General features: G+C 33.4%; 20 protein-coding genes and 1 pseudogene. 4 read left to right on the top strand and 17 right to left on the bottom strand.

The features are described 5' to 3' along the window. Nucleotides 1-5 precede the first annotated feature (5 nt). From HM982_RS14520 to HM982_RS14495, 6 genes are all read right to left on the bottom strand, one after another. Nucleotides 6-1,373 carry an exonuclease domain-containing protein gene (locus HM982_RS14520; protein ID WP_179354085.1) on the bottom strand — a complete coding sequence of 456 codons (1,368 nt, stop codon included), beginning with the start codon at nucleotides 1,371-1,373 and terminating at the stop codon, nucleotides 6-8. Between the two features lie 91 nt (nucleotides 1,374-1,464). Then, the gene (locus HM982_RS14515; protein ID WP_179353986.1) at nucleotides 1,465-2,124 is read right to left on the bottom strand and encodes a YggS family pyridoxal phosphate-dependent enzyme; all 660 of its coding nucleotides are present in this window, start codon (nucleotides 2,122-2,124) and stop codon (nucleotides 1,465-1,467) included. 6 nt (nucleotides 2,125-2,130) lie between these two features. Next, nucleotides 2,131-2,319, bottom strand: a complete 189-nt coding sequence (locus HM982_RS14510; RefSeq protein WP_179354084.1) for a hypothetical protein — start codon at nucleotides 2,317-2,319, stop codon at nucleotides 2,131-2,133. A 36-nt stretch (nucleotides 2,320-2,355) separates the two neighbouring features. Then, nucleotides 2,356-3,594: a DUF1015 domain-containing protein gene (locus tag HM982_RS14505; protein WP_179353984.1), complete on the bottom strand. Its 1,239-nt coding sequence runs from the start codon at nucleotides 3,592-3,594 to the stop codon at nucleotides 2,356-2,358. A gap of 190 nt (nucleotides 3,595-3,784) precedes the next feature. After that, nucleotides 3,785-4,672: a 3-hydroxybutyryl-CoA dehydrogenase gene (locus tag HM982_RS14500; RefSeq protein WP_179353982.1), complete on the bottom strand. Its 888-nt coding sequence runs from the start codon at nucleotides 4,670-4,672 to the stop codon at nucleotides 3,785-3,787. 82 nt (nucleotides 4,673-4,754) lie between these two features. Next, a complete protein-coding gene (locus HM982_RS14495) occupies nucleotides 4,755-5,714 on the bottom strand; it encodes a Gfo/Idh/MocA family protein (RefSeq protein WP_179353980.1) in 960 nt (319 codons plus the stop codon). A gap of 328 nt (nucleotides 5,715-6,042) precedes the next feature. On the opposite strand from HM982_RS14495, the gene HM982_RS14490 reads away from it, so the two are divergent. Then, the gene (locus HM982_RS14490) at nucleotides 6,043-6,684 is read left to right on the top strand and encodes a protein-L-isoaspartate(D-aspartate) O-methyltransferase (protein WP_179353979.1); all 642 of its coding nucleotides are present in this window, start codon (nucleotides 6,043-6,045) and stop codon (nucleotides 6,682-6,684) included. Nucleotides 6,685-6,760: 76 nt separating this feature from the next. On the opposite strand, the gene HM982_RS14485 is transcribed toward HM982_RS14490, so the two are convergent. The 6 genes from HM982_RS14485 to smpB form a co-directional block, all read right to left on the bottom strand. Next, entirely contained in the window at nucleotides 6,761-7,774 is a 1,014-nt protein-coding gene (locus HM982_RS14485; protein WP_179353977.1) for a TQO small subunit DoxD, read from the bottom strand. 72 nt (nucleotides 7,775-7,846) lie between these two features. After that, nucleotides 7,847-8,230 (bottom strand): hypothetical protein, encoded by a 384-nt coding sequence (locus tag HM982_RS14480; RefSeq protein ID WP_179353975.1) that lies wholly within the window; start codon nucleotides 8,228-8,230, stop codon nucleotides 7,847-7,849. Nucleotides 8,231-8,305: 75 nt separating this feature from the next. After that, the gene (locus tag HM982_RS14475) at nucleotides 8,306-8,833 is read right to left on the bottom strand and encodes a hypothetical protein (protein WP_179353973.1); all 528 of its coding nucleotides are present in this window, start codon (nucleotides 8,831-8,833) and stop codon (nucleotides 8,306-8,308) included. Between the two features lie 25 nt (nucleotides 8,834-8,858). Then, nucleotides 8,859-9,419, bottom strand: coding sequence for a hypothetical protein (locus HM982_RS14470; protein WP_179353971.1), 561 nt, complete (start codon nucleotides 9,417-9,419; stop codon nucleotides 8,859-8,861). A 9-nt stretch (nucleotides 9,420-9,428) separates the two neighbouring features. After that, nucleotides 9,429-11,897, bottom strand: a complete 2,469-nt coding sequence (locus tag HM982_RS14465; protein ID WP_179353969.1) for a DUF5686 and carboxypeptidase regulatory-like domain-containing protein — start codon at nucleotides 11,895-11,897, stop codon at nucleotides 9,429-9,431. Between the two features lie 200 nt (nucleotides 11,898-12,097). Beyond that, nucleotides 12,098-12,556, bottom strand: coding sequence for an SsrA-binding protein SmpB (gene smpB / locus HM982_RS14460; protein ID WP_179353968.1), 459 nt, complete (start codon nucleotides 12,554-12,556; stop codon nucleotides 12,098-12,100). Nucleotides 12,557-12,758: 202 nt separating this feature from the next. Here smpB and HM982_RS14455 point away from each other — a divergent pair, with 202 nt between their 5' ends. Beyond that, the gene (locus HM982_RS14455; RefSeq protein WP_179353966.1) at nucleotides 12,759-13,544 is read left to right on the top strand and encodes a DUF6503 family protein; all 786 of its coding nucleotides are present in this window, start codon (nucleotides 12,759-12,761) and stop codon (nucleotides 13,542-13,544) included. Here the strand turns inward: HM982_RS14455 and HM982_RS14450 are convergent. From HM982_RS14450 to clpB, 5 genes and pseudogenes are all read right to left on the bottom strand, one after another. Further along, entirely contained in the window at nucleotides 13,530-14,045 is a 516-nt protein-coding gene (locus HM982_RS14450) for a SixA phosphatase family protein (protein ID WP_179353964.1), read from the bottom strand. The two genes, HM982_RS14455 and HM982_RS14450, sit on opposite strands and share 15 nt — an antisense overlap. A 38-nt stretch (nucleotides 14,046-14,083) precedes the next feature. Beyond that, the gene (deoD, locus tag HM982_RS14445) at nucleotides 14,084-14,782 is read right to left on the bottom strand and encodes a purine-nucleoside phosphorylase (RefSeq protein ID WP_179353962.1); all 699 of its coding nucleotides are present in this window, start codon (nucleotides 14,780-14,782) and stop codon (nucleotides 14,084-14,086) included. Between the two features lie 27 nt (nucleotides 14,783-14,809). Beyond that, nucleotides 14,810-15,472 carry a deoxyribose-phosphate aldolase gene (deoC, locus tag HM982_RS14440; RefSeq protein WP_179353961.1) on the bottom strand — a complete coding sequence of 221 codons (663 nt, stop codon included), beginning with the start codon at nucleotides 15,470-15,472 and terminating at the stop codon, nucleotides 14,810-14,812. 496 nt (nucleotides 15,473-15,968) lie between these two features. Next, nucleotides 15,969-16,121 (bottom strand): annotated as a pseudogene (locus tag HM982_RS18560) (TraB/GumN family protein); the annotation flags it as partial. Between the two features lie 362 nt (nucleotides 16,122-16,483). Next, nucleotides 16,484-19,090 carry an ATP-dependent chaperone ClpB gene (gene clpB, locus HM982_RS14430; RefSeq protein WP_179353959.1) on the bottom strand — a complete coding sequence of 869 codons (2,607 nt, stop codon included), beginning with the start codon at nucleotides 19,088-19,090 and terminating at the stop codon, nucleotides 16,484-16,486. A 297-nt stretch (nucleotides 19,091-19,387) separates the two neighbouring features. Between clpB and ytxJ the strand changes: the two genes are divergently transcribed. After that, nucleotides 19,388-19,774, top strand: coding sequence for a bacillithiol system redox-active protein YtxJ (ytxJ, locus tag HM982_RS14425; protein WP_179353957.1), 387 nt, complete (start codon nucleotides 19,388-19,390; stop codon nucleotides 19,772-19,774). A gap of 15 nt (nucleotides 19,775-19,789) precedes the next feature. After that, entirely contained in the window at nucleotides 19,790-20,305 is a 516-nt protein-coding gene (locus tag HM982_RS14420) for a hypothetical protein (RefSeq protein WP_179353955.1), read from the top strand. The last annotated feature ends 135 nt before the right edge of the window (nucleotides 20,306-20,440 follow it).

Raw genomic sequence — 20,440 nt, 5'->3', positions numbered from 1 at the left:
TAATTTTAAGGGTTTAATTCAATAATTTTAAGTCGTTTATGACGTCTCATATAACTTTGAATGATATGTTTAGTGTCTCTATCGTTTTCCATAGGTGTAATCAATGACGCTAAAATAGCTTTATTGTTAATCTGATGATTTAAATCAAAAAAGCCCATGCCTTTAAAAACCCCATTTTCTATTAAAAAAGCAGATTTTTCACCAATAGCACGCCCTTTATCTACAATCAGCATATTCTTATTTTCGTAGCTGTATTTTTCAATAACCGATTGTACTCTTTTATTGTATTCTTCAGGATTTTCTTCATTAATACAAGCGCCTTGGCATTCTTTTACGTCATATTTAAAACAACTTGTTTTAGTATTATATAAACCTGTTAATTTTTGGCACAAATTAAAATTTTCGACCATTTTAAACATAAAGTGTTTGCCACTAGACCTTGTACTAAATGTTGTAATTGGGGTTTCTTCACGGTTAGACTTATCTATAAAAAGATTGATATAACCATTACTGTCCGTGTAACTGTATAGGGCATGGGTAAAAATGGTTCTTCGCAACGCACGATTAAAAATAGGCTTGTTCTTTTTAATTTCTGCACTCTCTTTTAATAACGCTGCTAATTCACTTCCTGTTTTTTCGTAAGTTACGGTGTTTACTAATTTTTGAATTTTTCTAGATTTAGAATTGGTACCTGTAAAATGCTGTACGATACGCTTTCTTATATTATTGCTTTTGCCGATATAGATAATTTCGCCTTCAGAATTATAAATATAATACACACCAGTTTCTGAGGGTAATTCTTCAATAATCGTTTTAAGGTTTGTTGCTATTTTAGATTTTTGTTCAACTTTAACAGCGTTTTTTACAATCCCTTTGTCCAAATCTTTATTCAATAACATTTTAAACAACTTTACAGTAGCCATAGCATCGCCATTTGCACGGTGTCTGTCACTCATAGGTATGCCTAATGAGCGTGTTAACTTACCCAAACTGTAAGAGGGCATATCTGGAATAAGCTGTTGAGAGAGCTCAACAGTACAAAGCGTTTTTCGTTTAAAAGGAAAGCCTAAGCGTTTAAATTCTGTTTTAAGAATTCTATAATCAAAACTTGAATTGTGGGCAACAATAATACAATCTTCTGTAATTTCTACGATGCGTTTGGCAACCTCATAAAATTTAGGGGCGCTTTTTAGCATGTTAGAATTAATACCTGTAAGATTAACTACAAAGGGTTGAATTTCACGTTCGGGATTAACTAAAGAAATGAATTGATCAGTTACGTTATGGCCATCAAATTGGTAAATTGCAATTTCGGTGATGCCTTCTTCATTATATTTACCACCAGTGGTTTCTATGTCTAGTATTGCGTAAATGCTGTTTGTTGTTTGCGTCATTGCGAACCACGTGAAGCCATTTGATTACTTGATAAAAGATGACTTCATATCGCCTTTTCGCAAAGACATGTTAATTATAATTTCGTACTCCAAATATACTACTTCCAACGCGAATCATAGTACTCCCGCAGTCAATTGCTAATTGGTAATCGCCACTCATACCCATACTTAAGATATTAAGTTCTGAATTTATGGTTTTAAGCGCTGTAAATGTGCTGTTTAGGAGTTCGAATTCATTTTTAACTTGATTTCTGTCGTCCGTAAAAGTTGCCATACCCATAACACCAACAATTTTAATATGTTTTAACTCTGCAATGTCATCAGATTTTAAAAGGGCAGAAGCGTTTTTTGCAGACATACCAAACTTACTGTCTTCTTCGGCAATTTTTATTTGAAGCAAACAATCTATAATTCTATCGTGCTTTTGGGCTTGTTTGTTAATTTCTTTCAACAATTTAAAGCTTTCTACACCATGAATTAAGCTCACAAATTCAGCCATATATTTCACCTTGTTTCGCTGTACATGCCCAATCATATGCCACTCAATATCTTTAGGCATTTCTTCATGCTTTTCAACCATTTCTTGAATTTTATTTTCTCCAAAAATACGCTGACCAGCATTGTAGGCTTCCATTAAATCAGAAACAGGTTTTGTTTTGGATACCGCAACTAAGGTAACTTGCTCTGGTAAATTAGATTTAATTTCTAAAAGGTTTTCTGCTATTTTCATAATTGTTTAATCTCTAGTAAGTGCAAAATAAATAACATAAAGCCAGCCTAATATGCCGTGTAAAATAGCCCATAAAATGGATTTATTTCTATCCCATGAGGCTACAACAGCTATTACAGCACCTAATCCAACACCATTTTTTACAACGGTATTTGTTGCTGTGCCTTGAGAGAAACAAGCTAAGCTAAAGCTCATGAATAATAAAAATATAAGATATTTTTTAGTCATATTTTAATATTCATATATAGTAATGGCACTTCTTAATTTTGGTAATATATAGGTGCTTTTTGGCGGCATGGTTAAGCCTTCGTCTGCAATTTGCTTTATCTGTGTAATGTTTGAAGGACACATTCCGAAACCGACTGTAAATTCGCCACTATCAATACTACTTTTTATAGTTAGCATTTCATGTTGGCCGTTAACATACGAAATTCTATTGTCATGACGTAAATCTTTAATTCCCAATAGCGGTTGAAGTATAGTTTTGTACAATAACTGTGCATCTAACTGATCTAATGCTGTGTTAAAATTATAAGCTGATTTTCGTAAGTATAAGGAATAAAATTCGCCATCTAAATACATACTAAAATGATGTGGTTTTGAAGGCTTATAAGGAAGTGTCCCTCTGTTTTCAATACGATAAGCTGTGTCTAAACTTATTAAAAATTCTTCTTTAGATGCGCCATTTAAATCTTTAATTAGTCGGTTAAATTCGTAAACCACTAAATCTGATTCAGGAATTAAATAAGACATAAAAAAATTATAAGACGCACTGCTTTTATGATTTAGATTTTTTGCTTTTTCATCTTTGTATAATAAATAAGAAGAAGCAGATCTGTGATGACCATCAGCGATATAAACGGTTTCCATTTGTTCAAATTCATCCTTAATTGCCGTGATGGTGTCTTCAGTATCTATTTTCCATAAATAATGCGTGTCTCTATAGGTTGTGGTGAATTCAAATTCGGCAAAACTGTTTTGTGTAGCTTTTATAATGGCAGCAATTTTAGCATTATCCGGATAGGTTAGTAATACGGGTTCGGCATTAAAACCAACGCTTTGAATATAATTTTTAAAAGTTTCTTCACGTTTTACAATGGTATCTTCATGTTTTTTAATGATTCCGTTTTCATAGTCTTCAGCACTGGATGCGGCTATAATTCCGTTGAATTCTTGTCCAAATCGATTCACAATTTTATAGACATAAAACGATGGTTTTTCATCTTGAACCAGAATACCATCCTCTTTAAATTCTAAATATCTATTTTTTACAAGCTCATAACGCTTATTACCTTTGACCTCTTGATCATATTTATAACCAGGATTTATAACATGAAGAAAACTGTATGGATTATAGGCCATTCGAGATTCGCGCTCATCTACGGTGTAGCTTTGATAGGGACGCGTAGCAACAAGTCCTACAGTTGCTCTCGTAGGTTTTACAGCTTTGAATGGGATTATTTTTGGCATTATTAATTAAGTGTAAAGTAAAAAGTGTAAAGTTTTAAGTTGTTATGTTTATAATAAACTAATCACTTGAACCAAATTTTTTAAGATGCAATATCATATAATTTAAAATCTTATTTATAAGTTATTAAATCTTGTACTTTCATCTTAATTTTATGAAATTATAATGCGACTACAAACTTCACACTCCACATTAAGCAAACTGACCAGAAACGGTCTCAGCCTTTCGACTCTCCGAATAATCATAAAAACCTTCTCCAGATTTCACGCCTAATTTTCCTGCCATAACCATATTAACTAATAGGGGACAAGGGGCGTATTTTGGGTTTTTGAAACCATCGTACATTACATTTAATATGGATAAACACACATCCAAACCAATAAAATCCGCTAGTTGTAGTGGTCCCATGGGATGTGCCATACCTAATTTCATAACCGTATCAATTTCGCTAACACCTGCAACACCATTATAAAGTGTTTCAATAGATTCATTGATCATTGGCATTAAAATACGATTAGCCACAAAACCAGGATAATCATTAACTTCTGTTGGTACTTTACCTAAGGTTTTAGATAATTCCATGATGGTTGAAGTCACTTCGTCACTGGTGCTGTAACCTCTAATGATTTCTACCAGTTTCATAATTGGTACGGGGTTCATAAAATGCATACCAATCACTTTCTCTGGTCGCGATGTCACTGCTGCAATTTGCGTAATGGAAATAGAAGAGGTATTGGTGGCTAAAATGGTGTTTTCAGCACATACCTCGTCTAATTGCTTAAAGATTTTTAGTTTTAAATCCTTGTTTTCAGTCGCTGCTTCCACCACTAAATCGGCATTTTTAACACCGTCTTTAGTATCGGTAAATGTGCTAATATTCTCTAAGGTTTTAGTTTTATCAGCGTCGCTAATTTTTTCTTTAGCCACCATGCGATCCAAATTTCTAGTAATGGTATCGAGACCGCGTTTAAGCGATGCGTCACTAATATCTATAAGTTGAACTTTAAATCCTGATTGTGCAAACGTATGAGCAATACCATTCCCCATTGTTCCTGCACCTATAACTGCTATGTTTTTCATAAAAATTTTAATTTTTTTTCCCACGAAAAAGGGAAACTATATTATAATGTAGTTGATATTATAAGATGCCTATATTAAGGAATTAAAACTGATTAATAACCATATTGGCCACACGTAAGGCTTCCGTACCATCATGTAAGGTTACAATCGGTTTTGTATTGTTGTTAATGGCATCAGCAAAGGTTTCTAATTCATCTAAAATGGCGTTGTTATTGGCAATTTCAGGATTATCAAAATAGATTTGCTTTTTTAAACCTTCAGCGTTTTGTAAAATCATATCAAAATCACCTGGATTTTCTGGTGCATCTTTCATTTTTACAACTTCGCATTTCTTTTCAAGAAAATCGACAGAGATATAAGCGTCTTTTTGAAAGAATCTTGTTTTACGCATGTTCTTTAATGAGATTCGGCTTGCCGTTAAATTAGCAACACATCCGTTTTTAAACTCAATACGTGCATTAGCAATGTCTGGCGTTTCACTAACCACAGCAACGCCACTTGCAGAAATATGCTTTACTGGCGATTGTACTACACTGAGTATAATATCAATATCATGAATCATTAAATCTAAAACCACAGGAACATCAGTGCCTCGTGGGTTAAATTCTGCTAATCGGTGACACTCTATAAACATCGGATTTTTAATCTGATTTCTAACACCAATAAAAGCCGGATTAAAACGCTCCACATGGCCAACTTGTCCTTTAACACCATGTTCTGCAACTAAAGTTCTAATCGTTTCTGCTTCTTCAACCGTATTTGTAATCGGTTTTTCAATAAAAATATGTCTGCCCTTTTTAATGGCTTTTTTAGCACATTCATAATGCGAAAGGGTAGGTGTTACAATATCAACCACGTCAACAGCATCGATTAAATCATCAATAGCATCAAAATAGTTATAACCAAACTCTTCCGCAACACGTTTTGCATTATCCGTATCAGCATCATAGAAACCGACAAGATCATATTTATTAGATTGGTTGAGTAATCTCAAATGAATTTTACCAAGGTGACCAGCACCAAGAACACCAACTTTCAGCATATTTTTATGTTTTTAACAAAAATAGGCGTTTTCATTTAGAAATTGAAAAAAGAAAATATAAAATACTGAGAGCATCTTAAGCTTAATTAAGGGGCTTGTTTATTTGAAGTTTTTCTACAAAGTAAGAAAAAACAAACACACAAAATTAAGCATAGAAAACTCATGCCATCCCACTGGATTAAAATCATTAATTAATAAAAAAACTTAAGGGTATAAAAGCTTTGCATCTTAACGGCTTAACTACAGATAACAAAAATCTTGAAGTTTTAGGGGTTGGATTTTGCTTTTGTTTGCGCTATTTTTACGCTAAACTAACTAAACTACGCTTTTGAAAGACACATTTAAGCATCAAGGAATGCGCCAAAAATTGGTAGACACGCTCATTAAAAAAGATATAAAAGATAAAGGAGTCTTAAAGGCTATTGGTAAAATTCCGAGGCATTTGTTTATGGATTCCGGATTTATAGATCATGCTTACATGGACAAGGCGTTTCCTATTGCTGCAGACCAAACCATTTCGCAACCTTATACGGTTGCATTTCAATCTGAATTATTACAAATACAACCTGGTGATACCGTTTTGGAAATTGGAACAGGAAGCGGGTATCAAACGGCCGTGCTTTTAGAGCTTGGCGCTAAGGTTTATAGTATTGAACGTCAAAAAGAACTCTTTAAAAAAACCTCTAAGTTTTTACCAACCATTGGGTATAGAGCTAAAAAACTCATTTTTGGAGATGGCTATAAAGGTTTGCCTGAAGAAGCGCCTTTTAAAAGTATTATTGTTACAGCTGGAGCACCATACGTTCCTAATCCGCTATTGAGCCAATTGGCTATTGGTGGACGCTTGGTTATTCCTGTAGGTGATGATGTACAAGTGATGACTTTATTTATTAGAAAAGGACTAAAGGATTTTGAAAAACATGAGTTTGGTGATTTTAGATTTGTACCCATGTTAGAGAATAAGAATTAATTAGAAAAAACAGAAATACAAACGCCCAAAACCATAATGATATATTATAGTTTTGGGCGTTTTGTGATTAAAGCCTCTATTTTGTTATTTGATGCTCCCAGCTGGCACCACTAATATCGGTCATTTTTAAAGTGTAAGTACCGGGTGGTAAATTCTTTATTTTAGAATTCTTAAGTTTTAGATTTGCTTTTGCTCCTAATGGTGCAACTAAACTGTGTTTACCAGGTTTTACTTTCGCTATGTAATAATTATCAATTGCAGCTTCTGGCAGCTTAGCCAATTTATCCTGTGTGTAGTATATCACCACGCTGTTTTGACTATCTCTAAGTTCAATACCAATAATCCATGCGCCATAAACATCAACACCTTCAACTCTAAAGACATCGAAAGAAAGTTCATCGTTTTTAAATTGGCCCTCGGTAATTTCAAGTTTTGGCTTTACAGATTTGTTGTGTAAAGTTCCCCAAAGTCCACCATGAAATACTTGATTCGTATAAAGCGTTAATCCTAAAATAAGGAACGAGCCAATAATCACAACTTTTGAGAAAACACTATCTTTAATAGGAATTAACCCAGAACCCATCCAAGCGAACCAGTTCTTTTTAGTAAAGGCTACATTTTTATTTATTAGGTAATTGTCTAGTGAAAACCGACCACTTCCTGTTAAAAACAAGAGAAATCCGGTAGCAATACCAAGTACACCTATTTGCCATTCATCTAAGCAAGTCGTACCAATCCAGCCAGCACCTAAAAGGATGCCCATGGCCAATCCAAAAACACCAATACTCATAAGCCTGGTGAATAATCCGAAAATAATAAATAAGCCAACAATGCCTTCAATTATGGTAAATGCAACCATATTATACCAAAGTATATCTGGATTTTCCACCATATACTGAATCATAGGTTTTATGCCTAAAGCATGAGGAAGGAAATGATTAAATTTTACGCCAATGTATCCTGCAAGTTCTGGGTCTAATTTATCGGCTAAAATGGTTCGTCTGAAAAAAGCAGAAAAATAAGTCCATCCGATGACCATTCTTACTGCAAGGGCTAAAAAGCCCGAATCGTTTTTAATAGGTATATTCATTTTGTTATCTATAATATGAGTAATAATTTTCTTTTAGCTGAGAATGCTAAATTTAAGTCTGAAGAAAATTAATTATAGATAAGCTTTGTTATTCTGAAAGAGTATATAATAAGGAACTACAGGCGGAATCTCGGCTCTAGCGTTGTAATATTGTGTTATAGAACGCTCTGAAAGCGCAATAGTATTCGTTTTAAATAAGGATGGTTTTACTAATAGTGCTTGCGAAAGTTGCAGGTTGATATTAGATTTTGAAAGTATGGTGTTTTCAGTCGAAGAAACATTACATGTCCCATTTTTTAGTGCAGAAATACTTTTATTTGAAACTTCGGTTTTCGGAACTTCAAAAACCTCTTGAATAGAATTCCGAACCTTACAAGGTGAAAGCACCAACAATAGAATGAATCCTGAAATTGAAAGAAAAGAACAAAGGTGTTTTATGTGGTTCGGTATTTTCAAGTTACAAATATGCTATTTACACTTTAAGAATTATTTAAAAAATTGTTAATTGTTGTAGGTAGATTATAATGTAAACTATTCTGATTCAATTTCAGGTAAATGGGCTTCAGGAATAGGGGAGGCTTCAGAGGCTTGTTTCCAATACAGGTTTACAATCCACCAGCGTTTACCATCGTTAAACAATTGGATGCTATTAATGCCTTTCATCATTGGTGTTTCGTCATCTTTACTCGTATAAGCTTCGTAAGTGCTATACACATGTGCCATGTCACCAAATAATTGAGTCTCGCGTTTTATTTCAACCTCATGGAAACCATTTTCCGCCAACCATGCACCAGAAGACTTAATATAATCGTCTGCTGACATATAGCGTATAGTCGTTTGACCGTCTTTTTTTCCTATAGGAATGAGTTTAGCGTCTTTTCTAAATAAATGTCTAAATAAGTCCCAATTGCGTACGTCGCCTTTATTACCAGAAATTGCAGAATATAAACTCGCCATGGTGCTGTCTATACTAGCCACATTAGATGTGAAATCTTTAGGTTCTTGTGCAGAAAGATTTAAGGTAAAAGCGATGAGAATAAGAATAAATGGTGTTTTCATAATGGGGATTTAAGCAGTCTGTAAATTAGTTAATACGTTTGTAATAATGCGTATAATTACCACTAACAACGGTTGATATATGGTCTTTTTTTTCATTTCCAATATAACTCGTAGATAAATAATTCTGAGTGGTATCAATGGTAAAATTCCATACACGTTTATCGCTATAAACGATAGACGTTAAGCCAGAAAAGGAATCCATATAATCACTAAACCTTAATTGCTCTTTGGCAATGATGTTGTTTTCGGAAATAGCATCTTGATAGAAGATGATGTCTTTTCTAGTAATTTTAATAAATCGTTTTATCTTTTTTTCGTCTTTAGATATGATACAATCGGGGCAAGCTCCTTTAATATATTCCCATTGACCTTCAATTTGTGTGATGAGCTCAATTTGTTTTTCAAGTCTAATGGAATCGAGTTTTTGCTTAATTTTAAATCGTTTAGAATTATAAAAATCATATTCTGATAGTAAAACGCTAGTTAATGAATCTTTAGTGTTTTTAAATTTTAAATTATCGATATTCTGACCAGAAATTGTAAAACAGGCCATTATAATCGTACAGCACAATATGATTTTTTTCATGTTATAAAATTAAAAGAATTTTAAGCCAAAAACAATAGCATCACTTTGAAATCCGCTTTGGTAAGAACGTAAATAATCAACTCTTAATAATCGCCATTTTCCCCAACCAATATTATCGATGCCTACTGAATATTCTTGATAAGGCTTAAAATCTGGTGTTGCTAATAGGTGTGCGCCTACAATTAAATTGAAATTCAATTGGTTAAGCATTGGTACTTTGCCGAGTATAAAACCATTAAAGTCGTGTTCTACATGACCTTCAAAATACGAATCATTGGTACTTGCTGCATAATAATCTAAATTATTAAACACATTCATATAATTGCCATCTGTACTTATATGCGTTTGGTTGCCGTTAAAATGTTGGTAATCCATAAAAGCAATAGCATCGGCATCAAAGAACTTTCCAGCTCTAAGGTTATACATAAAACGTCCCTTATCTTTTATGTTGAAAGATTGCTCGACTCGTGCTTTAACCTGATTAAAATTATAAGCTTCATTAGTCGATGCGAAACCTGTTTCGTAACCCAAATATAAAGTTGGGTAATTGTCGTTGCTCAGATTATACTTAGCATCAGGGTAGCTTAAATAGTCTTGTCCAAAATTAATACGCGCGCTAACCGTTGCTTTTACAATATGATGGGTTTCAAAAGACGCAACACCAAAAGCTGTTTGGTCTAAGGGATTATTGCTGGTATAAGCATCATTTTCATCATTAAAAAAAGTTTGGTCGGTAGTGTTAAAGAGTGCTTTTCGCCGTTTGTAGCTTAAACTCGTATAAAGTCTAAAGCCATTAAAAAGTTCTTCGGAATAGTTAAGTGCTACAAAACTTTTATCATATAGTTTCATATAATTATCCTCAAAAAATAAGGTGCTTACCGAATTGACTAAAGTAGAAATAGGATTAGAAGCATTAAACTGTTCGGTTTTAACACCTCCAGACACGCTTAGAAAGGAATTTGTAATGCTATTAAATTTATAGGTTAATGACCCTGTAGCACGTAAACGTTGGTCCGAAAATCCATATTGAAGACTTCCCTTTGCGCTTAAAAAGCGATTATAATCATCATAATTTTTCGTGTAGAACAAATCAGTTTTTGCCGTATAGCCTTGAACCGTATTAAACTGAATACCATTTAAAATAGGAATATCAAATCCTAAGCGATAATCTTTATGCGAATTTTGATAGGTGTATCCTAAAATATTTCCTAATTTAAATTTATTGTTAGCCCGATCTAAAGAGTCCAAATACGGTTTAGATTTCAGAAGCGTTTGAAGACTATCTTTTTTGATGTAGTCGGTACGTTCTTCATCAGTTAAAGGTACAGGTCTCATACTGTTCCAGAATAAGGAATCCTTTTTGTTGGCTTCTTTTTCAAAAGCAACGATTTCTCGACTAAAATCTTTTCGGGTAAGTTCGGCATTGAACTCATAATTGCTGTAAACAGCCGTAAAACGACCTTGGCCTTTGATGCCAAACATGCCAAATTCAAAATCCATGCTTTGAGAGATGAGTGCCCAAATACTGTTAGTTTCTGAATAAGAAAAACTTTGCTGTAGCGATAAAATATCTGCAACAGGAATTCGTGCTTGTACACCTGTTATATCTAATTCTAAAGCATAGATATTCCACTGGTCTTCTACAATATAAATAAAACCTGAAAACACAGGGTCGTTTTTACGTTTCGGTATCACTTTAACTTTATTAATCAGATGACCTTTGTCGTCATAAAATACACCATCAAGCTTATAATTGTAATAGCCAAAGGCATTATTAGCTATAGGTGAAATAATTTCATTGCCTAGACTTATCGTGTTTTTATAGAAATTAAAATCGACATCTTGAGCGGCATTAAAACTAAACCCGTTGTCATTACCACTAACTTTTGAAGCTGTAATTTTTTCTTTCAACTTATCGGGAAATAAGTACTGAATTTCAGAAATGGTTTCTGATAAGTAAATAATTCCACTTCGGGTTGAATCTAATGCACCACCTAAATCACCCACATCTTGACCTAGTAATTTTTCGGGAGCATCCTTAATTTTAATTAATCCTCTAGAGTAAAAATCGGCTTTAAAAGCGTTTATTTTCTTAAGATTGGCTTCACGTTGCGCAATAGCTTGTCGCATAATGGCATTTGCAGGATCATTGTCTGCATCAATAAGAACTTCATGGAGTGATACGGATTCTTCCTCTAAAACGACATCTAATTGATACGGAAATTTAGTTATGGAAACCTCTTTTTTTTCCGTTTTATAACCTAAATAACTAAAAACAATTGTGTAGGTTTTTTGTGTAGAAATATTGAGTTCGTAATATCCATCATTATTGCTGGTGGTTCCTTTATAGGTGTTTTCAATTAAGATGTTGACAAAGGGAAGTGCTTCGTTATTTTGATTGGTGATGTTTCCGGTGATTTGTGCGGAAACTAAAGTGCTGAAGGAGATAAGGAAACAACTGAGTAGTTTTTTAATCATATTTTTTTTGATTGTTTGGAAAATAAATCATCACAAACTTTGTGCCTGTACCTACATAAAGACGAAATTAAATGATAAAAGGTTGTCTAAGCACTACATTGATTTGTGATGATAGCGTAAAACGAATCATTCAAAATTATGGATGTAATCTTAAACTTTTGACTAAAAATAGTTGATTAAAAGTTAGGGCTATCTTAAAATTATCGGAAATCTTTTTTTATACGGTCCAAGTTACGCTTGTTATCACGATCCTTAATGGTTTCGCGTTTATCGTAAAGTTTTTTACCTTTTCCAAGACCAATCACGAGCTTAGCTAAACCTCTATCATTAACGAATAATTTTAAAGGAATAATAGCATTTCCTTTAATATTAACCTCTTTTTCCAGTTTTTTAAGCTCTCTTTTGTTGAGTAATAATTTGCGCTCAGCTTTAGGTCTGTGATTGTAATGCGTTCCGTATTTGTATTCTTCAACCGTCATATTAATGACAAAAAGTTCACCGCGATCATTAAATTCGCAGAACCCTTCAGCAATAGAAGCTTTTCCAGACCGTATCGATTTAATTTCGGTACCTGTAAGGACAATTCCTGCCGTGTATTTGTCCAATATTTCATATTGAAATTTGGCTTTTCTATTGAGTATGTTAACGGTTTTTTGCATGGTGGGCAAAGATAAGAAAGTAAGATTGAAGTTTGAAGCTCGAAAGCGACAAAAGTTTATCGGCTTTAACATATAAAGTTGAAACGCTTTAGGTAAATACTAGCTATTAAAGCCATTTTAAGTGTCCTTTTTAAGTTGAATTTGGGATAAGTATGTAATCTTATTTATAGTTTTGCGACATTATAAGTAAACTAATTTTATCATGAAGCAATTTCTCGGACTCCTCGTTGTTATACTCTTTTTAGCGTGTAAAAATGACAATACAAATAAAACTCAAAATGAAGCTATAGCTACTGAAAAGACTTTAACGGCAAATGATATTATAAATCAATCGATTGAGGTGTCTGGCGGAGACAACTTTAAAAGGTCGAGTCTTAAATTTGAATTTAGAGATACGTATTATCAGGCACTGCGTAAGAATCACGAATTTCTATTAGTCAGATTAACCGTAGAAGACAACGATTCTATATTTGATATGTTAAGCAATGTAGGTTATGAACGCTACAATAACGAAACCTTTGTTAAGCTTGAAGATTCTATTGCTAAAAAATACGAAGCTTCTGTAAACTCTGTGCATTATTTTTCGGTATTACCTTACGGATTAAATGATGCCGCTGTAAATAAAACCTTACTGGGGAGCGAACAGATTAAGTCTAAAAATTACTATAAAATAAAAGTGACTTTTAATGAAGCTGGTGGTGGTGAAGATTTTGATGATGTTTTTGTGTATTGGATTAATAAAGAAACATTTAAAGCGGATTACCTAGCGTATTCCTATAAGGAAGAAAGTGGCTTAGGGATGCGATTTAGAGAAGCTTACAATGAGCGTTATATTAATAGTTTACGCTTTGTAGATTACAATAATTTTAAATCTGAAGATCAAAGTATTCCGGTTGAAAAGTTAGGCAAAGCTTTTGAAGCAAATCAGTTAGAATTATTGTCTAAAATAGAACTTGATAATGTGGAAGTGCAATTAGTCAACGACTGATAATTGTGTTGTTTTTCCGCTTTCAGAAATTACAACTTTATAAAGATTGGCATTATTAGTGTCTGCAATGTCTTTATATTTTTCTTCACCCAATAAATCATTCACAAACTTTGGTGTGGTATTACTATGCCCAACAATGAGGGATGTTTTTCCTTTAGTCTGTATTAAAAACTCTTCAATATTTAAATCTGATGGGTTATAGAATTGAAGTTCTGTTTTGTTAGCTTTGGCTGTTGGTTTTGCTGTTTGAATTGTTCGATTATAATTGGTCGTATAAACCATATCGAATTTTATAGTCTTAAAATGTTGAGCCCAATTCTCAGCACGCTGTAAGCCTTTTTCGGTTAAATGTGGATTTTTGTTAGTTGAATCTGAACGGTCTTTTTCAGCATGTCTAATCAAATAATAAGTAGATATAACTTCTTTTTCAGTGTTAGTGTTTTCCTTACAAGAAGGGAACACAGTTAAAATGACGAGAAGTAATAGGCTTAGCTTTTTCATAAGTATAGTATAAAATCATAAGTTTACGATATTACTGACTAAGCTAATTCCATAGCCACCTCAATCATATGCTTAAAAGTGGACTCGCGTTCTTTGCTGGTAGTTGTTTCTCCTGTAACTAATGAATCTGAAATCGTTAATATAGCTAAAGCATTTACTTTGTGTTTAGCAGCTATGGTATATAAACCAGCAGCTTCCATTTCAACACAAAGTACACCAAATTTAGACCATTTTTTAAAAGCTTCTTTATCATCTTCATAAAATTCATCTGAAGATAATACATTTCCCGCTTTAATGGGGATTTCCATAGTTCGAGCCGCTTCAACCGCTTTTATAAACAGACCAAAATCTGCTGTAGGTGCATAATCTGCACCTCCAAAACGCAATTCATTAACACCAGAAGTGGAGGAGGCAGACATGGCCAAAACAACATCTCTAATTTTTACATCCTTTTGATAGGAGCCGGCGCTACCAACTCTGATCAGGTTTTTTACACCGTAATCTGAAATAAGTTCGTTAGCATAAATAGAAATACTAGGCACGCCCATACCAGTTCCCATAGTAGAAATACGTTTCCCTTTATAGAAGCCTGTATAACCATACATGCCTCTAACTTTATTAAAACATTTTGGATGTTCGAAAAATGTTTCCGCTATCCATTTTGCTCGTAATGGATCACCTGGTAAAAGAATAGTTTCTGCAATTTCGCCTTTTTCAGCTTCTATATGTACACTCATTCTACAAAGTTAAGAAAAGCGTTTCAATTAATATGCAGAGTTTGTGGCTAGATTATTCATCATAGCAACTCCTGCAGATACACCAATTCGGTCTACACCAATATCAATATATTTTTGTGCTGTTTCTGCGTCTCTTATACCACCAGAAGCTTTTATTTTTAGCTGGTCTCTAACTGTTTTTTTCATAATCTTTACAGCAGTTAAAGTGGCACCACTTTTAGAGAATCCGGTTGATGTTTTTACAAAATCGGCTTTAGCATCAATACAAATTTCGCATGCTTTTACGATTTCGTTTTTTGAAAGCTCGCTTATTTCTAAAATCACTTTTAAAGTTGTGTGACCGATGGCTCTTTTAACATCACTAATATCTTTTAGAACAGCCAAATGATTGCTGCTTTTTAAGCGGCCAATATTCATTACCATATCTATTTCTGTAGCCCCTTGTTCAATAGCATTCTTGGCTTCAAAAATCTTAGCTTCTGTAGACATTGCGCCTAGTGGAAAGCCAACTACAGTACATATTTTAACATCAGAATCACCTAATGCTTGATTGGCAATAGAAACATAGCAACTATTGACACAAACAGAGTAAAAATTGTATTTTAAAGCTTCTTCACAAAGTCTAAGAATTTCTGATTCTGTTGCTGATGCACTTAATAAGGTATGGTCTATATATCGATTTAATTCCATTTTTTTTGATTTGGGTTTTGGGTAAAAATTTGTAATAATAAAGCTCTACTTAGTAGAGGATTACTAACAAGTTTAAATTTTATCTTAAATTTCGTTGGAATAAATAGCTCGACAAAATTAAGTATTTATCCGTTAAAAAACATGATAAAAAGCGATAATTTATAATACCGTTCATCGAAAAAGGTATTTTACAAGTGTAAATTATTGCAATTTAAGCTGTTATTATTTCAGTTTTTTAGTAGAATATTAAACGCAGATAATATTAATTTATTGTTAGCCTAAAAGCCTATTGTGATATATAAATAGTTATAAAAAAGGTAATTCTTATAAGTAATAACCATTAAAGTGTGGCTAATTAGACTTTTGAGTTGAATACATAATAACGCTAAAAATAATGTAGAGTTTAAGTTGCGCTTTTTAGATTATTGAATGTCTAAATTAATACGTTCACAACATTTTGTTTTTGTTAGAACTTCTAAGTTTTATAGTTGTTGTTTTATTTCATTACCGCTGTTTCTCTATAAACTGCTTGTCTCAGTAAATTGATGACGCCTAATTCTCCAGCTAAGTGCTCTGCACCAACGCCAAAGAAAGTTGGTTGGTCATTAGCATACGCTTCAATTTTAGAAATCCAATTTTTGTTCCTTTGATGTAATAATTTATCTTAATGATTAGCCATAGAAGCATTATTTTCATCATTCATCATTTACCGATAGCATTGAAAATATCGCTATAGCTAAAATGGTATATTTTTATTCATTGTAATCATTTTCTATTTGATAGGTATTTGTATTGAGTTTGACTAATTACGTGCCATCCTAAAGTTTTAGTTGCTAAATATAATTGTAAATTGAAACTCAATTTACAAGTCGTCTGACTGATAAGTTTGTTACGAAAAAAAGCAACACTAACATTTTAGACGCGCTTTATTTACCCGACTTAAATGCTCTGTTGCTTCAACCAACCAATCCTTTTATTGATTATTCTAATCTACTCAGATTAGTTTTAAACTTACAAGGCTTCACTTACCAAATCATTTTGATTTCTGAAGACCAACTCGCCATCAAATTCATCTAATAAAATGATACTGTCAATAGTTACTTTTCCTGCTAATATTTCTTTACTCAAGGCGTTTAAAACCTCTTTTTGAATGACACGTTTTACAGGTCTTGCTCCATATTCTGGGTGATAGCCTTTGTTTGCTAGGTAACTTACAGCTTCTGGTGTGGCATCAAACGTAATGCCTTGTTTCGCCACCATTTTTGTGATTCCTTTGAGCTGTAAACCAACGATATCTACAATGTTTTCTTTAGATAAAGGTGTAAACATAATAGTGTCGTCTATTCGGTTTAAAAACTCAGGTCGTACACTTTGTTTTAATAATGCTAAGACATCTACTTTGGCAGATTCAATAGCTGAAGGAATATCTTTGGTAGCTTCAAAACGCTCTTGTATAATGTGACTTCCCATATTTGAAGTCATAATGATAATAGCATTTTTAAAATCGGCCACTCGTCCTTTGTTATCCGTTAAACGCCCTTCATCTAAGACTTGTAACAGAATATTGAACGTATCTGGATGCGCCTTTTCAATTTCATCTAATAGTACTACAGAATAAGGTTTTCTTCTCACAGCCTCTGTTAATTGACCACCTTCATCATAACCAACATAACCCGGAGGCGCACCTACCAATCTACTAACAGCATGACGCTCTTGGTATTCACTCATATCAATACGTGTCATGGCGTTTTCATCATCAAATAGATATTCTGCCAATGCTTTAGCGAGTTCTGTTTTACCAACACCGGTTGTTCCTAAAAACAGGAAGGTTCCAATTGGTTTTTCTGGATTTTGAAGTCCAGCTCTAGAACGACGTACGGCATCACTAACGGCTTCAATGGCTTCTTCTTGGCCAACGACTCGTTTGTGTAATTCGTCTTCAAGATGCAATAATTTTTCGCGATCACTTTGAAGCATTTTAGAGACAGGTATTCCGGTCCATTTAGCAACCACATCTGCAATGTCTTCATAAGTTACTTCCTCTTTTATTATGGCAGTATCTTGTTGCTCTGCTAATTGTTTTTGCGATTTTTCAAGTTCTTCAGTAGCTTCTTTTATTTTTCCATAACGAATTTCTGCAACCTTACCATAGTCGCCTTCACGTTCGGCACGCTCGGCTTCAAGTTTGTAGTTTTCAATGGCTTGTTTTATATTCTGAACGTTTTCAACAACTTCTTTTTCAGATTTCCATTTCGCATTCAATTCATTCCGCTCTTCTTTTAGATTGGCTAAATCGGCTTTTAGGCTTTTTAATTTAGTTTCATCTTGTTCTCTTTTAATAGCCTCATGTTCAATTTCTAGTTGCATAATTTTGCGGTCTAGCACATCTAACTCTTCTGGTTTAGAGTTGATTTCCATACGCAATTTAGAGGCCGCTTCATCCATTAAATCAATTGCTTTATCTGGAAGAAAACGGTTGGTTATGTAACGTTCCGATAATTCTACAGCACCAATAATAGCGTCGTCTTTGATTCTAACCTTATGGTGTGTTTCATATTTTTCTTTGATACCTCGCAGAATAGAAATTGCGCTTTCGGTATCGGGTTCATTAACGATAACTTTTTGAAAACGACGTTCTAAAGCTTTGTCTTGTTCAAAATATTTTTGATATTCATCTAGTGTGGTTGCCCCAATAGCTCTCAATTCGCCTCGTGCCAAAGCAGGTTTTAAGATGTTGGCTGCATCCATGGCACCTTGTCCACCACCAGCACCAACCAAGGTGTGAATCTCATCAATAAACAATACAATATCGCCATTACTTTCTGTAACTTCTTTGATGACTGATTTAAGACGCTCTTCAAATTCACCTTTATATTTAGCACCTGCAATAAGCGCACCCATATCTAAGGCAAAAATTTGCTTGTCTTTTAGGTTCTCTGGAATATCACCATCAATAATTCGGTGTGCTAAACCTTCGGCAATGGCTGTTTTACCTGTACCAGGTTCACCGACTAAAATAGGATTATTCTTAGTTCTACGCGATAAAATCTGAAGAATTCGACGTATTTCTTCATCACGACCAATTACAGGATCTAATTTTCCATCGCTTGCTAATTGATTTAAGTTTTTAGCATACTTACTTAGAGAATTATAGGTTTCTTCTTGACTTTGAGACGTGACGCGGTCGCCTTTTCGTAATTCTTCAATCGAAGCTTTTAATCCTTTTTCAGTTACACCTTGGTCTTTTAAGATTTGAGCGGTTTTACTTTTGGATTTGAAAATAGCTAAAATTAAATGCTCAATAGATACAAAATCATCATTCATCTTTTTGGCGATGATAGCGGCTTCATTGAGTGTTTTGCTGGCTTCACGAGAGAGCATAAGGTCACCTCCTGAAACTTTAGGAAAACTTTCGAGTTCTTTGTCTAATACTTGTTCAAGTAATGATACATTAACATTCAACTTTCTTAAAAGGAATGGTAGTACATTTTCATCAACATTAAAAAGGGCTTTAAAAATATGCTCATTTTCTATTTGCTGATGTCCAAAACCCTGAGCAAGCTGCTGCGCTTGCTGTATGGCTTCTTGCGATTTAATGGTATAATTATTAAAATTCATCTTATATTGCCTGTAAAAACAGGGCTCTTTTTTTATGTTCAACTTAATGTGTTCACTAGCATGTTATCTGATTAAAAGACTTAATATGAAAAATAGTTTTATTTTATATAATGTCTAGTGTCACACTTTTATTAATTTATTAGTGCATTTGTTTACCTTTAAACAATAATCTTACCAATTGAATTATTGCTGGTTTAAACGACAATATGACTGATTTTGTTAGTGATAGCGTGACGTTTTGTCTGTTTGTAAGCTTGTTGTTTTGTTTTCGACCACAATTTAAAATCCTATTATAATATGTTTAAAAAAATATTCGGTTCATCAGAATCAAAGCCTAAAAAAGAAGAAAAAATACTGCCTTGGCAAGCTTTGGTTGATGTTAATCAACTAGGTTCTATTACTGAAAAATCTCTAATAAAACCGCAGCTAATATTTAAGCATTCTACACGCTGTGGTATTAGTAGTATGGTGATGAAACAGTTTGTTTCGGCCTATGATTTAGAACTAAACGCTGATTTGTATTATTTAGATTTATTAGCTTATCGAGACGTGTCTGATGAAGTGGGGTATAAATTTCAGGTGATGCATCAGTCGCCACAACTGCTAATTATTAAAAATGGCGTGGTGGTAGCGCATGTTAGTCATGGTGGGATTAATGAAATTGATTTAAAACTGTATAATTAAAATTTAATAGTTTTAATGCCCTATAAAATAACAAAAGAAGATCTTAAGAAGCGAAAACACAGTACACTTATAGAAGGTGCAGATGATGCCTTTTTTAAATTTATAGCACAACAAGAAAAGGCAAATAATCCTATTTTAAGTGCCGACCATATTTTAAAATTAGAACGTAAAACTAAAAAAGGGATTAATTTTAATATTTATTTGTTTGGTGTATTGGCGGTGTTTTTTATCCTATTGGGCTGGTATAAATTTGCTTATACCAAACCTTTAATAGGTGTGAATTTATATACACAGTTTCCGTTAATATCTAATGGTGCTATAGAAATAGTAGGAGGTATAACGTTATTAATTGGCTGTGTCTATAGTTACAAAAAACGTAATGCTGTTTTAGAGCGTTTGGTAAAATCTAAACTTATAGAAGATTTAAAGCAATTTAAACGGGATGAACGTCTAAAACCAAAGCCTCAAAGTAAAAAACGCCGACGTTTTAAACAGTCTTATAAAGTTGGGAAAGGGAAGAAGAAATCTTAGGTTGTAGTTTAGTTTTATATAATAATTATATTTTCTAAACAGCTATCGACTGTGCTTAACCTAACAATTTTGTTGTAGTTTGAACGCCAATTTAATTGCGGTTACTCTAGTTGTTAAGCGTGTTTTGCCATTTTG

This window comes from Winogradskyella vidalii (assembly GCF_013403955.1).
GTDB lineage: Bacteria > Bacteroidota > Bacteroidia > Flavobacteriales > Flavobacteriaceae > Winogradskyella > Winogradskyella vidalii.
Note: the sequence above shows the minus strand (reverse complement) of the source record. Positions and strands in the feature narration are given on the sequence as shown.

Bases quoted from the DNA above. Each gene is read 5' to 3' on its own strand.
- deoD (WP_179353962.1), bottom strand. From the start codon at position 14,782: ATGAGTGTACATATAGAAGCTGAAAAAGGCGAAATTGCAGAAACTATT.
- HM982_RS14505 (WP_179353984.1), bottom strand. From the start codon at position 3,594: ATGCCAAAAATAATCCCATTCAAAGCTGTAAAACCTACGAGAGCAACT.
- deoC (WP_179353961.1), bottom strand. From the start codon at position 15,472: ATGGAATTAAATCGATATATAGACCATACCTTATTAAGTGCATCAGCA.
- smpB (WP_179353968.1), bottom strand. From the start codon at position 12,556: ATGCAAAAAACCGTTAACATACTCAATAGAAAAGCCAAATTTCAATAT.
- HM982_RS14455 (WP_179353966.1), top strand. From the start codon at position 12,759: ATGAAGCAATTTCTCGGACTCCTCGTTGTTATACTCTTTTTAGCGTGT.
- HM982_RS14420 (WP_179353955.1), top strand. From the start codon at position 19,790: ATGCCCTATAAAATAACAAAAGAAGATCTTAAGAAGCGAAAACACAGT.
- HM982_RS14475 (WP_179353973.1), bottom strand. From the start codon at position 8,833: ATGAAAACACCATTTATTCTTATTCTCATCGCTTTTACCTTAAATCTT.
- HM982_RS14515 (WP_179353986.1), bottom strand. From the start codon at position 2,124: ATGAAAATAGCAGAAAACCTTTTAGAAATTAAATCTAATTTACCAGAG.
- HM982_RS14500 (WP_179353982.1), bottom strand. From the start codon at position 4,672: ATGAAAAACATAGCAGTTATAGGTGCAGGAACAATGGGGAATGGTATT.
- HM982_RS14495 (WP_179353980.1), bottom strand. From the start codon at position 5,714: ATGCTGAAAGTTGGTGTTCTTGGTGCTGGTCACCTTGGTAAAATTCAT.
- ytxJ (WP_179353957.1), top strand. From the start codon at position 19,388: ATGTTTAAAAAAATATTCGGTTCATCAGAATCAAAGCCTAAAAAAGAA.
- HM982_RS14470 (WP_179353971.1), bottom strand. From the start codon at position 9,419: ATGAAAAAAATCATATTGTGCTGTACGATTATAATGGCCTGTTTTACA.
- HM982_RS14450 (WP_179353964.1), bottom strand. From the start codon at position 14,045: ATGAAAAAGCTAAGCCTATTACTTCTCGTCATTTTAACTGTGTTCCCT.
- clpB (WP_179353959.1), bottom strand. From the start codon at position 19,090: ATGAATTTTAATAATTATACCATTAAATCGCAAGAAGCCATACAGCAA.
- HM982_RS14510 (WP_179354084.1), bottom strand. From the start codon at position 2,319: ATGAGCTTTAGCTTAGCTTGTTTCTCTCAAGGCACAGCAACAAATACC.
- HM982_RS14465 (WP_179353969.1), bottom strand. From the start codon at position 11,897: ATGATTAAAAAACTACTCAGTTGTTTCCTTATCTCCTTCAGCACTTTA.
- HM982_RS14485 (WP_179353977.1), bottom strand. From the start codon at position 7,774: ATGAATATACCTATTAAAAACGATTCGGGCTTTTTAGCCCTTGCAGTA.